The organism is Rhizobium sp. BIGb0125 (genome assembly GCF_024810055.1).
Lineage (GTDB): Bacteria > Pseudomonadota > Alphaproteobacteria > Rhizobiales > Rhizobiaceae > Agrobacterium.
Genome location: NZ_JANUDV010000007.1, coordinates 324,808 through 339,687, shown reverse-complemented (window position 1 = coordinate 339,687; position 14,880 = coordinate 324,808). Strand labels below are relative to the sequence as shown.

At 54.1% G+C, this 14,880-nt stretch carries 13 protein-coding genes; 4 read left to right on the top strand and 9 right to left on the bottom strand.

Translation table 11 applies throughout. The features are described from left to right. Positions 1–21: 21 nt before the first annotated feature. Positions 22–2,103, bottom strand: a complete 2,082-nt coding sequence (locus M2418_RS20750) for a TonB-dependent siderophore receptor (RefSeq protein ID WP_405049458.1) — start codon at positions 2,101–2,103, stop codon at positions 22–24. A gap of 262 nt (positions 2,104–2,365) precedes the next feature. Here M2418_RS20750 and M2418_RS20745 point away from each other — a divergent pair, with 262 nt between their 5' ends. Further along, on the top strand, positions 2,366–3,277 hold the full coding sequence (locus tag M2418_RS20745; RefSeq protein WP_259148866.1) for a LysR family transcriptional regulator: 912 nt from the start codon (positions 2,366–2,368) through the stop codon (positions 3,275–3,277). Between the two features lie 346 nt (positions 3,278–3,623). Here the strand turns inward: M2418_RS20745 and M2418_RS20740 are convergent, their stop codons facing one another. The 5 genes from M2418_RS20740 to M2418_RS20720 all read right to left on the bottom strand — a co-directional run bounded on the left by M2418_RS20740 (position 3,624) and on the right by M2418_RS20720 (position 8,945). Beyond that, positions 3,624–4,397, bottom strand: coding sequence for an ABC transporter ATP-binding protein (locus tag M2418_RS20740; protein ID WP_259148865.1), 774 nt, complete (start codon positions 4,395–4,397; stop codon positions 3,624–3,626). Then, positions 4,394–5,248, bottom strand: coding sequence for an ABC transporter ATP-binding protein (locus M2418_RS20735; RefSeq protein WP_192489636.1), 855 nt, complete (start codon positions 5,246–5,248; stop codon positions 4,394–4,396). Before M2418_RS20735 ends, M2418_RS20740 begins: the two co-directional genes overlap by 4 nt. After that, positions 5,241–6,152 (bottom strand): ABC transporter permease, encoded by a 912-nt coding sequence (locus tag M2418_RS20730; RefSeq protein WP_371815344.1) that lies wholly within the window; start codon positions 6,150–6,152, stop codon positions 5,241–5,243. The genes M2418_RS20735 and M2418_RS20730 overlap by 8 nt, the downstream gene beginning before the upstream one ends. A gap of 9 nt (positions 6,153–6,161) precedes the next feature. Further along, complete coding sequence (locus tag M2418_RS20725; protein WP_405049456.1) at positions 6,162–7,226, bottom strand: ABC transporter permease; 1,065 nt, start codon at positions 7,224–7,226, stop codon at positions 6,162–6,164. 123 nt (positions 7,227–7,349) lie between these two features. After that, positions 7,350–8,945 (bottom strand): ABC transporter substrate-binding protein, encoded by a 1,596-nt coding sequence (locus M2418_RS20720; protein ID WP_259148864.1) that lies wholly within the window; start codon positions 8,943–8,945, stop codon positions 7,350–7,352. A gap of 125 nt (positions 8,946–9,070) precedes the next feature. Here M2418_RS20720 and M2418_RS20715 point away from each other — a divergent pair, with 125 nt between their 5' ends. Genes M2418_RS20715 through M2418_RS20705 form a run of 3 tightly spaced genes read left to right on the top strand, consistent with a single transcriptional unit; the run spans position 9,071 to position 11,854 of the window. Beyond that, positions 9,071–9,790 (top strand): GntR family transcriptional regulator, encoded by a 720-nt coding sequence (locus tag M2418_RS20715; RefSeq protein WP_192489639.1) that lies wholly within the window; start codon positions 9,071–9,073, stop codon positions 9,788–9,790. Further along, positions 9,783–10,703: a dihydrodipicolinate synthase family protein gene (locus M2418_RS20710; RefSeq protein WP_259148863.1), complete on the top strand. Its 921-nt coding sequence runs from the start codon at positions 9,783–9,785 to the stop codon at positions 10,701–10,703. Before M2418_RS20715 ends, M2418_RS20710 begins: the two co-directional genes overlap by 8 nt. Positions 10,704–10,714: 11 nt before the next feature. Further along, positions 10,715–11,854, top strand: coding sequence for a mandelate racemase/muconate lactonizing enzyme family protein (locus tag M2418_RS20705; RefSeq protein ID WP_259148862.1), 1,140 nt, complete (start codon positions 10,715–10,717; stop codon positions 11,852–11,854). A 138-nt stretch (positions 11,855–11,992) separates the two neighbouring features. On the opposite strand, the gene M2418_RS20700 is transcribed toward M2418_RS20705, so the two are convergent. Genes M2418_RS20700 through M2418_RS20690 form a run of 3 tightly spaced genes read right to left on the bottom strand, consistent with a single transcriptional unit; the run spans position 11,993 to position 14,795 of the window. Beyond that, positions 11,993–13,072, bottom strand: coding sequence for an ABC transporter ATP-binding protein (locus tag M2418_RS20700; protein ID WP_259148861.1), 1,080 nt, complete (start codon positions 13,070–13,072; stop codon positions 11,993–11,995). After that, complete coding sequence (locus M2418_RS20695) at positions 13,069–13,896, bottom strand: carbohydrate ABC transporter permease (protein ID WP_192489643.1); 828 nt, start codon at positions 13,894–13,896, stop codon at positions 13,069–13,071. The genes M2418_RS20700 and M2418_RS20695 overlap by 4 nt, the downstream gene beginning before the upstream one ends. Next, positions 13,893–14,795, bottom strand: coding sequence for a carbohydrate ABC transporter permease (locus M2418_RS20690; protein WP_259148860.1), 903 nt, complete (start codon positions 14,793–14,795; stop codon positions 13,893–13,895). The genes M2418_RS20695 and M2418_RS20690 overlap by 4 nt, the downstream gene beginning before the upstream one ends. Positions 14,796–14,880: the final 85 nt, after the last annotated feature.

The window sequence follows — 14,880 nt, the reverse complement described above, 5'->3', positions numbered from 1 at the left end:
ATCGTTATCAATTGCCCGTATTTACCAGCGATAGGTCAGCTTGCCCATCACCGTGCGGCCATTTCCGTAATAGCAGCCGAATGTACCGCAGCTGGCGAGATATTCCTTGTCTGCAATGTTCTGGACATTCAGTGACGCACGGTAATTGTTTTTCTCGTAATGCACACCTGCATCAAACAAAGTAACGGCGCTCATATCAAACGTGTTGGTGGAGTTGCCATAACGCTGGCCGACATATCGCACGCCAGCCCCCATGCCAAACCCTTCCAGTGGTGTATCTTCAGCAAAAGTATAATCCAGCCAGAGGCCAGCGGAATGCCTTGGAGCATTCTCGTACCGTCTGCCGTTGTTCGGACCGCTGACAATTTCCGTGTCCATGTAAGTGTAGGCTGCACGAAGGTTTAGACCATCCGCAAGGCTGGTCACTCCCTCCAGCTCCAGACCTTTTACACGTACGTCAAACTGACCATATACAAGGGAAGCAATCTGGTAAGAGACGTTCTTTTGAAGCAGATCATAAACAGCGGCAGAGAAGAACCCGTCCCATCCCTCTGGCTGGTATTTTATGCCAGCTTCCCATTGCTCGCCCATGGTCGGTTCAAGCAATTTCCCATTGGCTGGAACCGGCGTGGGCTCGAACGATGTGGCGTAGCTGATGTAGGGAGCAAAACCATTATCGAACACATAGCCAAGACCAACACGACCAGTCGGCTTCTCATCATCCTTGCTGCGTGATCTTGGAGCCGTGCCAGGCGCCGAAACCGCGCCACCTTCCGTGCTAGCCCAGTCATAGCGCAAGCCAACCGTCGCACGCCAGTTATCGTAGGACATCTCGTCCTGAGCGTAAATGCCGAGTTGCGTTAGGGTCGATTTCACATCTGCATATGTCGAGCGCGAAATGAGTGAGATTGGCCCGCCGTAGACGGGATTGACAGGATCAAGTGAGATCGCCCGCCAGAACTCGGTTTTTACCTTGTTATCGAAATTGCGATAATCAAGACCGAACACCAGCTTATGGTCGATACCGCCAGTAGCAAACTCGGCCTGCAGGTTGTTGTCGACATTAAACGTATTCAGACGTTCGTCCTGAAAAGTGGCGTTTCGAGCGATGAGGCTGCCAGCCATACCATTGCCTGCGGAACTCATCCCAAGCGATTGATAGTTCCAGTCGAGGTTCGAATACCGAAAGTTCTGCCTGAAGGTCCAGGTTTCATCAAACCGATGTTCAAATTCGTAACCGATATTGGTCTGTTTACGATTGGAAAAATCAAATGAGGGATCACCGACATAAAAACCGCGCGGCAGCATTACACCCGTTGCGTTCAACGTCAGGGCCGGCGGCAGTCCGGATGGTGAGCTTGGATTATCGCGCTGGAAGCTGGTCAGAACCGTCAACGACGTGTCTTCATCCGGTTTCCAAGTGAAAGCAGGCGCGACGAAATAACGGTCGTTGTCGAGAAATCCGCTTTCGTCATGGGCATTGCGTGCCACTCCGGTCAGGCGATAGGCGAAGTTTTCGCTATCGGCAATCGGACCGCCAAGATCGAACATCGTCTGATAATAGTCGTCACTACCGATCTGGACGCCAACCTCACCAAAAGCATCAAATGTCGGACGTTTGCTGATCTGGTTGATCAGGCCACCGGGGTTGGCCTGACCATACAGAATAGAAGCTGGACCGCGCAGCACTTCTACCCGTTCCAGACCATAGAGCTCGATCGGTGCGGCACCAGCGGTGCGCATGATGCGAAGCCCATTCAGGAATTGGACCTGGCGACCATCAAACCCGCGAATTGTCGGAGAATCGAACCGGGCGTCAGAACCATAAGGGGCAGCGACAACACCCGGCGTATATTGCAACGCCTCAGTCAGCGTCTTGGCATCCTGCGCATCAATCTGGTCGCGGGTGATGACCGATACGGATTGTGGTGTCTCAAGGATAGGCGTGCCGGTTTTGGTGGCCGTTGAACTGCTTTTGGCAACGTAGCCCTTTACAGGTCCCTTAGGGTTTTCCTGCCCTTCGCCTTGCACAGTGATTGTTCCGAGCTGTACCGCGCTGCCGGAATCCTGCGCGCTGACCAGTTGCGGCCATACCATGACCATCGCAACAGCCAAAACATGATCGGTGGTCAAAAGTGACCTGCGCTTCTGATTGATACCCACGTTGCAAACCCTCAAATGACAGCCAATCACATGTCCTATGTCGAGACGACATATTTTCTGGACTTTTTTTGTCATCTTATTACTCAGAGGGCTCACAATGTTCCAATAAGCAAAGATAAGTATTTTCATAATTGAAAATTATGATAATCGCATAATTGCATAGTTTGTAATTCTTCTAATTTTCACTTCGAAAGTGACGGCCATGGCTGGACCCAAAATTGCCAAAGCGGACAGTTTTGAACTTCGTCATCTTAGATATTTCACCGCATTGGTGGACGAAAGAAACTTCGAGCGTGCGGCAGCGAGACTCGGCATTGCGCAACCCGGTCTTAGCCAGCAAATCATGAACCTTGAGGCAATTGTCGGCATGCCCCTGCTGGACAGGACGAAACGCTCAGTTAACCTGACATTGCCGGGGCAACTGCTTTATGCCGACGCCAAGAAGCTGCTGGCCGACGCGGACGCGACACTTGCAGCACTCAAACGCCTTGACCGTGGCGAGACAGGGCGCATCTCGATCGGTTATGTCGCATCGGCTGCTTATGCCGGCTCTATGTTGCAGTCCATCACCAGTTTTCGCTCATCCTATCCGGATGTGGAACTGCAACTGACGGAAATGGAAATGCGCATGCAACTTGCAAGCATCGCAGATGGCACGCTTGATTTCGGTTACATCAGGCCTCCGGCTCCGATACCGGAAGGCATAACGACCAACATCATTTTGAAAGAGCCGCTGGTGGTCGTGCTGCCTGAAAAACATCCACTTGCCCACGCCAAACAGCTTCAACTATCCGCCCTTGCACATGAGACCTTCATCACACCGCGACAGCCACCGGATGTCGGGTTTCATCACAACACGATCAGCGCCTGCAACGAGGCCGGGTTCCAGCCGATCATCAGCCCACTCGGGCGCGATTTTACCACCATTTCCAGCATGGTGGCTGTTGGACTTGGAATTGCGCTGGTACCGAAGTCGCTGAATTGTCTGATGTTGCCGACTATCCGATACGTGCCGATCATTGACAACAACATTACTTCGGATCTTGCCACTGCTCACCGCAAAACCGAAGCATCGCCTGCGGTGCGCGCCTTCATCACCTACAATCGGCTGTAAATTTGCCTATCCGAATGCCCGCATAGATCATAGGTCTCGGCGTAAAGGGGGTGCGGATATTAAAAACTGCCGGGAAAACAACATTCCAGACTGAGCCGCCTCGGGTACCGACGCGGTCACATCGACGCTGGAATCATCTGGCATGCATGGCAAACTTTGATAGATTCCTCAGATGGGCCAGCAAAACGAAGCGTAGTATTCTGCGGGAGAGAACGCTTGCGCACCGTCATCGACAGACTGCAAACGATAGGCCGCGAAAGCGGCATTGAAACCGATTACGTCCGCAATGCACGCGCTGCCACAACCCTTATAAATTAACCTCCCAGTCAGGCCGCCAGAATGAAGATCAGGCTGGAACAGTGCTGCGCTTGGGCACATAACCCCGACTGCCATCCATCAACACGCGGGTGTAGGGATGGCTCACTGTTCCATCGATAAGCTGTTGTTTTTCGGCGACCTCGACAAACACGCCGTTCTGCATAACCGCAACCCGGTCACACAGATGCGCGACGACAGCCAGATCATGGCTGACAAGAATGTAAGTGAGCTTCTCACGCTCCCGGAGGTCTTTCAGCAGGTTGAGGATCTCGGCCTGGATCGACACATCGAGTGCTGATGTCGGCTCATCCAGCAGCAGAATGCGAGGCTCCAGAATAAGCGCACGAGCGATTGCCACACGTTGACGTTGGCCACCTGAAAGCTGATGCGGAAAGCGGTAACGAAAACTGTGCGGCAAGCCGACATCGGTCAACACTTTTTCAATCCGCTCCTCGCGGCGGTCCTTGCCATGAATTTCCAGTGGCTCCAGCAATGTACGGCCGATCGTGTGGCGTGGGTGGATGGATCCGAATGGGTCCTGAAACACCATCTGCTGTGTGGCGAGTTGCGATTTTGTGCGTTTCTGTCCAATGACTTCACCATTGATGGTGACGGCCCCTGTCCATTGCCGATTACGCCCGGCAAGGGCACCAAGCACAGTCGATTTTCCACATCCACTTTCGCCAACCAGACCAAATGTTTCGCCGACGGCAATCTCAAAAGACACGTCATTAACCACGCGCAGCAGCATATCACCAGCGCCATAGGAGACCTGCAGATGTTCGACCTTAATCATACTCATGAACGGTTCTCCAACCAGGCCGGGTCGCGCCGCAACACATCCAGCCTGTCACGTGGATGCTCTAGGCTCGGCAGTGCATTCAACAGACCGCGCGTGTAAGGGTGGCGCGCATTATCGAGATCAGCTGCAGCAATCGTTTCCACGATTTGCCCGGCATACATGATGATGACACGGTCGCAGAAACTACGTACCAAATTGAGATCATGCGAGATGAACAGCAGGCCAATGTTGCGCTCCATGACCAGTTCATCGAGGATTGACAACACCTGCTGACGCACCGTGACATCCAGTGCAGAGGTTGGCTCGTCGGCGATGATCAACGATGGCGAGGCAATCAGCATCATGGAGATCATGATGCGCTGGCCCATACCGCCAGAGACCTCATGCGGATAGAGATCGAAAACACGCTGTGGATCACGGATATTCACCCGCTCTAGCATCGCTAGCGTACGCGACCTTGCTTCCTTTTTCGAAACATGTTCGTGCAGAATAACCGTCTCGGAAATCTGCTCACCGACCGTCATCACCGGGTTGAGTGAATATTTCGGGTCCTGCAGGATCATGGCAATACGACGGCCGCGTATCGACAGCATCTGTTGCTCGCTTGCCTTGAGGAGATCAACATCCTCAAACTGCATGCGTTTGGCTTTGACAAGCGCGTGCGGGGGCTGAAGGCGCATGATAGCACGACCTGCGGTGCTTTTACCGGAACCGGATTCACCGATGATGCCGACCTTCTCACGCCCGACATTGAAGGATACGTCACGCACTGCGGTTACCACGCCGGAGAGTGTTGGAAACTCCACCGACATATTTTCCACGCTCAAAATTGTGTCTTTTGAATCAGCCATTTCTTGGGTCCAGAATATCGCGCAGGCCATCACCCAACAGGTTGAAGGCGAGACTGACTATGAGAATGGCAATGCCGGGAATGGTCGTGAGCCACCAGGCATCCAGCAGATATTGGCGCCCCGAGGCCGCCATAGCACCCCACTCGGGCATAGGCGGCTGCGCACCAAGACCAAGGAAACCGAGACCGGCAGCCGTCAGGATGATGCTGGACATATTCAGCGTCAGACGCACGACCACAGATGGTGCACAAAGCGGCACGATATGACGTAGAAGAATGCGCATCATTCCCGCCCCCTGCAACTCTGCAGCTACGACGAAATCGGCATTTCGAAATGTCAACGTTTCGGCGCGCGCAAGGCGGGCGATTGGGGGCCACACCGTCAATGCAATGGCAATCACCGCATTCTCGATGCCAGGTCCAAGGCTCGCCGAAAAGGCCAGCGCCAGAACCAGGCTCGGAAAGGAAAGGAAAATATCAGTAATGCGCATCAGCACCACATCCACCCATCCCCCGAGATAACCGGACATTGCGCCAATCATGAAGCCGATGGGCGCTACGATCAGTGTCACCAGAATGCTGATGTAGAGGGTTGTTCGCGCGCCATAGACAAGTCGGGTATAAACGTCACGACCAAATTCATCCGTTCCAAACCAGTGCTGCCAAGATAGTGGCTGCAAGGCGCGCGATAGATCTTGATCATAGGGGCTGTAGCTGGTGATAGCGGGCGCAACAATAGCCACGACAATCAATCCAAGAACCACCAGAAAGCCGGTAAAGGCCAGCGGATTGGCCAGCAGCCCAAGCCAGGCAACATAAGCTTTATGTAGCCTGGCCTGGCGGGAAGACGTGAAGTCCTCGCTGATCAACCAATTATGCAGGGTGGTGAAAGATCCGTTTTTCATCATGATAAATCACCGCGTCCGTGGATCGATGAAGCGATAGACAATATCCGACAGGAGATTGATCGCGATGGAAATGAGGCCAATCAGCAGCACACTGCCAAGCACTGCATTCATGTCCGCAAAAAACAGTGCCGATGTCAGATATTGACCAAGACCCGGCCATGCGAAAACCGTTTCGATCAGCACGGTGCCATCAAGCAGTCCGCAATAAGCCAAAGCCACTACCGTCAACAACTGGACGCGGATGTTGCGAAATGCATGCCGCCAGACAACAGCGCGTTGTCCCAGCCCCTTGGCGCGGGCGGTGAGAATGTACTCCTGGCGCAACTGCTCCAGCATGAAGCTGCGGCTCATACGGCTAAGATACGCCATCGCTGCGTAACCAAGGATAAGAGCGGGCGCGATAACATGGTGCAGCGCGCTCAGAAACACTTCCCACTCGCCAGCCAGTACGGAGTCCAGCAGCAAAGAACCGGTCGGCCCTTCGACAAGCCCTTCATTGTAAATATCGATGCGCCCACCGCCGGGGATGAGGCCAATTTTCGCGTAAAACACCAAGATGACGATGGTACCGAGCCAGAAAATGGGCGTCGAATACCCCATAAGTCCGACAACGCGCCCTAGGTGGTCGACCCATGTTCCCTTGCGCACTGCAGAAACCACGCCGAGTGGGACGCCAAGTCCTGCACCAATGATGGTGGCGAGCGTCGCCAGTTCAATCGTTGCCGGGAAGACACGGGCCAGGTCGCTTGAAACCGTATTTTTCGTAATGTGAGATTGGCCAAAGTCCAGTTGCACCACATTTACCAGATAGGTCCCGAACTGCTCGTAAAGAGGACGATCCAGCCCCATTTCCTTGTAAACGCGCTCATATGTGGCCTGATCGGCCTGGTCGCCGATGGCCGCGATAACCGGATCGGCAGGGACAAGACGCCCGATAACGAAGGTTATCACCAAAAGCCCAAACAGGGTTGTCAGGATCACCGCAAATGATGTGGCGATTTTTCGGATTGAGGACAGCAGCTTTTTACTGCTGCCCGATACCCTTGTGGCGGTTGCCTGGGAGGAGTTCAATTCGGAAATCCTTGCTGGAGCATAATCCGCACACAGCACCAATGGTGCCAGTGAGACTATCGTCACTTAAAAGAGGTACAGAGAGCCAGTCTGATCCGATCAGACAGGCTCTCCCGAAAAGAGTTATTCACCCTTTGTCACGGTATCCCAGCGGGTCAGCCAGGTGGAATGACCGACATAACCTTTCACGTCCTTGCGGACTGCCTTGGCATCCGTTCTCTGGAATGACGTGACTAAAGCAGGCGAGGATTCCAGATAGGCCTTATTGATCTTGCCATAGAGATCGGCACGCTTTGCCTTGTCGGTTTCATGTGCTGCGGCCAACACCATGTCCTGAATATCCTTCGGAACATCCCAGGCAGAACGCCAAGCAAGAAGACCGGTCAGCTTTGCTTCATCGGCGTTGTTGGCATTGGTAGCATAGGACGCGAGAACCGCATGCGGATCCGGCAAACGTTCACCTGAACGGGCAGAGAATATCTCAAAAGCCCTGTCGCGGAACTTGCCAATGTGGTCACCACCCTGCAAGTCCAGCTTGATACCAGCCTTTGCAGCATTGGCCTGAAGGGACTGTGCCACCTCATATTCCGGCGTTACCGGCGTCGCATAATAGGTTTTGGAAAAGCCATCTGGATAACCGGCCTCGGCCAGCAACTGCTTGGCCTTTTCAATATCCAGTTTGTATGGATTTTCGGTGATTGCCCCCGGAAGACCAGCAGGAATGATGCTCTGCTGCTTGATGCCGTAATATTTCATCACTGTGGAAGACAGCCCGTCATAATCGATGAGGTAGCGGAATGCCTCGCGAACCTTAGGATTTGAAAGAATTTCGTCCTTCTGGTTCAGCGCCACATAATAGAATCCAAAACCCGGCGTTTTCTGGATTTCGACATTGCCGCCTGCCTCAAGGGCTGCCAGATCTGTCGAGGAAAGACGTGTCGCAACATCCATGTCGCCCGCATCGATTTGCAAACGTTGCGCAGACGATTCCGGCAGGTGACGCAAAAGCACGCGGCGCATTGCAGGAGCACCCTGCCAATAATCGGGGAACGCCTCGGCAATCAGCGTTTCGTTGGAACGCCATGAGCGCAAGGAGTAAGGGCCGGAACCCGCATCCGCCGTCTGCAGATAGGCACGCCCCATGTCGCCATCCTTTTCCTTGTCGGCAAGGAATGCGCTGTCCAGGATAGAGGTGGAAAAGCTTGCCAAAGACAACAACAGCAAATCTGCGTTCCACACATCTGCGGTCTTGATCTCGACAGTCTGATCGTCAGTTGCCCTGATCAGACTATCAACATTGTCAGCTGAAAAACCCCATTGGCGCAGATCTGTCGACGGCGCCAGCCCCAACTTTACCAAACGGCGAAGCGACCATTCTACATCTTTAGCCGTAAGTGGATTGCCGGAATGGAACTTCACGCCAGAGCGAATTTTGAACGTAAAAGTCTTGCCGTCTTCGGAAACAGTCCAGCTTTCAGCAAGACCCGGCTGAGGCTCGTTAATCTTGTCGGCCGGCAAAACAATCAGCCGCTCATAGAGGTTGGCGACAACTTCAGCCGCTTCAAGCTGGTTCAATTCATGCGGATCCAGACCACGCATCGACGACATGTTGGTCGCGATGACAAGTTGATCTTTGGGCGTCGCCGCTGACGCGGCAAAAGGCAATGCTGCTGACATGGCAACAGCACCGGCAAGCGTCAGGAAATGGCGTCTTAACATGCTCTTCTCCTCCACAACGAGGCTCCTCAACCTCTGAAAACCACAATTTTCATATCGACATCGATCTGAAATCTGGTATATCAGATCTCACAAGTTCGATAACACGTCAACAGGATTTTGCATCAATGGCTGATCTACCGGATCTTTCATCGACACAGGGGCGCATTGAGAAACTGGACCCACAACTCCAGATTACCGTCCGTGATCACGTGCATCGCATCCTGCGCGGCGCGATCATTGCCGGTCGTTTCGCCCCTGACGAAAAAGTCAACGAACGGCAACTAGCGGAGCAGTTTGGCGTCAGCACCACCCCCATCAAGGAGGCGTTGCGACAGCTGGAAGCAGAGGGGCTTGTTCAGGCATTGCCACGACGCGGCGTGATCATCCGCTTCAACATGGGTTGGGCAGAGGAAATGATCCTTGCACGCGCGGCTCTCGAATCGATGATTGGCCATCTCGCAGCCCGGCGCATGTCAAAAGAGGCGACCACAGCGTTAAGGGCCACTGTCGGCCTTATGGAAGTCGCCACATCAAGTGGCGATGTCGATGAGCTTATTGCGCTCAACGAAACATTCCATGACCAGATCCATCAGGCATCTCGCTGTCAATATTTGGCAAAGCTGATTGAGCGTCAGCAGTTTTATGACGCCAGCATTCGCCGCATCATTCACTCGGATACCGCAGAGCGCGAAAAGGCGTTGCGTGAGCACGCAGCCATTGCCGATGCCATCATAGCAGGGGATGCGGAACGAGCAGAAAAGCAGATGCGCGACCATGTGGTGCGCTCTGGCGAGACATATCTCGCAATCGTTTTTGGAAAAAGGGAGGACATCAAGGGTGAGTGAGAAGCTCGAAATCGTAAGAAAGGCACTGACTGGCATTTCTGGAGTGCCGGTTACCCCCTACCACGCTGACGGCAGCGTTCACGTCGAGAAGCTCGACACGCTGATCAAGGGGCTGGCGGCAGCCCGCGTGCACAACCTGATGGCTGCAGGCAATACCGGTGAATTTTTCACGCTGACTATGGACGAAATTCGCCTCGTCCACCGCACAACGATCCGTGCCGCAGATGGCAAGGCACTGGTCAGTGCGGCTGTTGGCCGCTCGCTGGCCGATGCCAAAGCATTGGCGAAAGACGCAATTGCTGAAGGTGCAGATGCCATCATGGGCCATCACCCGATGGACCCGTTTGCAGGCCCCTCCTATCAGGCGCGGTATTTCCTCGAGCTGGCAGATTCGTCTACCGTGCCGGTCATCGCTTATGTGCGCAGTGACGGCTTTTCGGTGGCTGATTTCCGTGAACTGGCACTGCATTCCAACATTGCAGGGATCAAGTTTGCCTCGTCAAACCTCATGCTGCTGGCAGACATCATCCGCTCCACACAGGATGCACCGGCCGTTTGGGTTTGCGGTCTTGCCGAGGGTTGGGCTCCGGCCTTTTACGCGCTCGGCGCGCGCGGTTTCACATCAGGTCTCGTCAACGTTTTCCCGCAACGTTCGCATGCCATCCACACGGCTTTGGAAGCGGGTGATTATGCTACAGCACGCCAGTTGATCGACGGCATCGCAGGTTTCGAGGCGCTTCGCACCAAATACAATAACGGCGCCAATGTCACGGTCGTCAAAGAAGCGCTCGGCATGCTCGGCAATGATGTTGGTCCGGTCCGTCTTCCCGGCGTGGTTTCGCTCAACGAAAGCGAACGCGCCTTGCTGCGCAACGTGGTTGACCGGGTCAGCAACGAGCAGCAGGCTGCCTGAGGAGAGTTAACGTGCATATTACCGGTATAAAAACATATATGCAGCGCGTCGATGATCGCCCGCGCCTGCTTCTAAAAATAGAAACCAGCGAGGGAATTTCCGGCTGGGGCGAATGCTACAATCATGGTCCCGACTGGGCCTTGCCGCCACTCCTGGACTATCTGTTCCATCAGATTGAGGGCGAGGATCCTCGCCGTGTGGAATATCTGGTGCTGAAGCTCAACCAGCAATGCCGCTTTCCGCCTGGTGCGCTGGGCCTTGCTGCAATTTCAGCCATTGATCACGCATTGTGGGACATTGCTGGCAAAGCCGCCGGTCTGCCGGTTTATATGCTGCTGGGCGGTAATGTGCGTGATCGCGTGCGGGTCTATTGCGGCGTCTACACAGCGCCGGATGCAGAACATGCCCGTGACCAAACCATGAAACTGCAAGAGGATTACGGTTACACTGCCTTCAAGCTCAGCCCCTTCCGCCGCGACTTGCATACCGGCCGCTGGGGTGAACTGGTAAAGGAAACGGGTGACTGGTTCGGCAAGATCAGAGACATCACACCATCGCATTTCGAATTTGCTTTTGATGCTCATGCCAAGATTTTTGAGCCCTATCAGGCGGTCCAATTGGCCGCGGCCATCGCGCCTTACGACCCGCTGTTTTACGAAGAGCCGATCCGCCCGGAGCACATACCGGCCTGGAGTGAACTGAAATCCAAAGTCACAGTGCCGCTGGCCACTGGTGAATCACTCTACTCACGTTTCGAGTTCCTGTCGCTTCTGTCCGCACGTGGAGCCGACATCATTCAGCCCGACATTTGCGTTGTGGGCGGTGTCAGTGAAATGCGGCGCATCGCGGCAATCGCCGAGGCACATTACGTCACCATCGCACCGCACAACCCGATGGGTCCATTGGCCACAGCAGTGAATATTCACTTCTGCGCGGCCCAGCCCAATTTCAAGATCCTCGAGTTCAAACCCCATATTCATGCGCCATGGGCACTGGACCCATACATGCCTGTCGATGGCCATATGGAACTGCGTCCGGACCGTCCGGGCTGGGGCATTGAAATCGATGAAAAAGCCCTTATGAAAGAAGATTATATTCACTGGGAGCGCAAGATCACCCGCAAACCAGACGGTGGAACCGCCTATCCGTAAAAAAATGTTAAAAGACGCGGGTGTTCCATGTTGGCCACCCGCGTCGTTTTATCCTCAGAAAACCTTGGTTACCGGGACGGAAAAGGTGCGCCCTCTGCACTTGAGTGTCCGGCGCTTTTCCTGAAAAGCGAGCATGGCTTAAACGCCAGGCTCAATCCGCAGCTCTGTTTTCGCATCGAACACATGAATGTTGTCCCGGTCGAAAGTCAGGCGGATGGATGTATCCGACGTAAGCGGAGACCTGCCGTTCAAAACAACGACGATTTCCGGTGATGTGGCGGACGTTACATAGGTCATTGCACCAGTCGACTCGACTGCGGCGACCGGAATATCAAACCCTGGCGCATCGGGCGCTGCCAGCACCAGATGTTCCGGCCGGACGCCAACCAGCAATTCTGTGTTGGCTGGCAAGACCTTTCCGAGTTCAATGACCTGTTCACCACCAAGATTGAGGCTTAGCGATTTTCCATCCGCCGATGACCGCGCAGGAATGAAGTTCATTGCGGGTGAACCGATAAAACCGGCAACAAAGCGGTTGGCCGGTCGGTCATAGAGATCAAGCGGCCTGCCCTGCTGTTCGATCACGCCACTGCGCATCACCACGACATGGTCTGCCATGGTCATCGCCTCGACCTGATCATGCGTCACATAGACCGATGTTGCGCCCAGCCTGTCGTGCAGCGCCCGGATTTCCTTGCGCATGTGGACACGCAAAGCGGCATCGAGGTTGGATAGAGGTTCATCGAACAGGAAGGCCTTGGGGTTACGAATGATCGCACGGCTCATTGCCACACGCTGACGTTGGCCGCCCGACAATTCCCTCGGGTAACGATGAAGCAGATCAGAAAGTCCGGTGATGGCCGCGACCTCTTCGGCGGCCTTCTTTGCTTCTGCCTTTTTCACGCCCTTTATTTTCAGGCTGTAGGTAAGATTTTGCTCCACTGTCATATGCGGATAAAGCGCATAGGACTGAAACACCATGGCAAGGTCACGTTTTCTGGGCGGAACGTCATTCATCCGCTCACCCGCTATCACCAAATCTCCGGCAGAGATTGTCTCAAGCCCGGCGAGCGAACGCAGCAGAGTTGACTTGCCACATCCGGACGGACCGACCAGTGCTACAAACGCACCCTTGCGGATAGAAAGATCGATGTTCTTCAGCGCATGATAGGCGCCATAATATTTGTTCACGCCCGACAGTTCGATTTGCTGGGTCATTTCAGAGCTCCTGAGGTCAGGCCGGAGACGATACGTCGCTGCAACAGCACGAAGATCGCAAGGATTGGCGTTACATACATTGTGGCGTAGGCCATGATGTTGTTCCATTCGCTGGTGTTTGGCCCCATGAATGAATTGAGGCCAACACTTGCCGGCTGCAAAGTGACATCCTGGATCATCGACTTGGAATAGACGAACTCTCCGAAGGCCTGCATGAAGATAAGGATTGCGCTGACCAGAATGCCGTTGCGGGCAAGCGGTAAAACGATGTGAAAAAAGGCACCAAAACGGGAGTTGCCATCCACAAGTGCCGCCTCCTCCAGCTCCAACGGCACGGCCATGAAGGTTGCACGGACAAGCACGACAAAAAACGGCATGCTTTTGGCGGCAATTGCCAGAATGACGGCAAAACGTGGATAATCGAGCAGGCCGATTTGCGTGAAGCCGACGAAGATCGGTGTCACCATCAACGAGGCCGGCAGAACCTGCAACATCAAGATCAGGAAAAGACCGGCATCAATCCAGACGTTTCTGTAACGCGCCAGTACATAAGCACAGCCGGTTCCAAGCACGGTGATCAGCGCAACGGACCCGAACGCAATCAATGTCGAGTTCCACAGGTACCGCCCCATATTCCGGCTTTCCCACACATAGGTAAACGTGCCCCACTGTGCAGTCGAAGGCCAGAAACTTGGCGGATTGGCAAACATTTCCGAGCCGGCTTTGATCGCGGTTATATACATCCAGTATAGCGGAAACAGATAGATTGCCGCCATGACGAGAGCGATAGCCAGCATCAAACGATTACGAGATGTTTCATTCATCCGCGCACCTCATGCCGTGTCGAGCGGACATAAACTGCCGCCGCAAACATCACGAACACCGTCATGATCACCGAGATCGTCGCACCTCTGCCAAAGTCATATTGGCGGAATGACAGATCCCAGGCCCAATACTGCGCAACATTGGAGGAATTGTTGGGTCCACCGTCGGTTATGGCCGCAAACAGGTCGAATTGCTGCAGGGTAAAAATCAGACCCAGAGAAATAATAGCCCCGATGGTCGAACGCATCATCGGCAAGGTGATTGTCCAGAACCGGTTCCAGGCATTGGCGCCGTCCATCTCGGCTGCCTCATAGAGATCACCGGGAATGGCGGACAGACCAACCGAAAGCAAGATCATGTTGAAGGACGTGCCTAGCCAGATATTGGCAATAACGACGGCCCAGAGGGAGAAATCGGGATCGGAGCGCCAGAAGATATTGTCGCTGATCAAACCACTTTCCCGCAGGAAAAAATTCAACACGCCGAAATCACCAGACAATATCCAGTTCCAGATCGCGCCGACGACCAACCCTGGCATGACCCATGACACAAGGAACAATCCACGCAGCCATGTGGAGCCGGGAAAACTCGTCCAGAAAAACAGGGCCAGACCAAAACCAATCACGAACTGACCCGCGATGGAGCCAAGCACGAAGATCAGCGTATTGGTCAGGATTGGCAGCGTTTCCGGCTGTTTGAATAGAGCAACATAGTTGTCGAAGCCCACAAATGGCCTGATAAAGCTGCCGAGGCTGAACATGTCCACCTCCTGAAAGCTCATCAGAATATTGTAGATCAGCGGCAGGCCGGCCAACGCAAACAGGAATGCAAAGGGCACGCCAACCAGCATCAGGTCGAAACCGCGACCATCGCTTATACTGGAGAGTATTCGTCTCATCAGAACCTCTTATGATCGCTTCAGACTACCCGGCACCGCAGTGCCGGGTAGTGACGTCGGGGAGGAAACGAGATATTCGGTCACG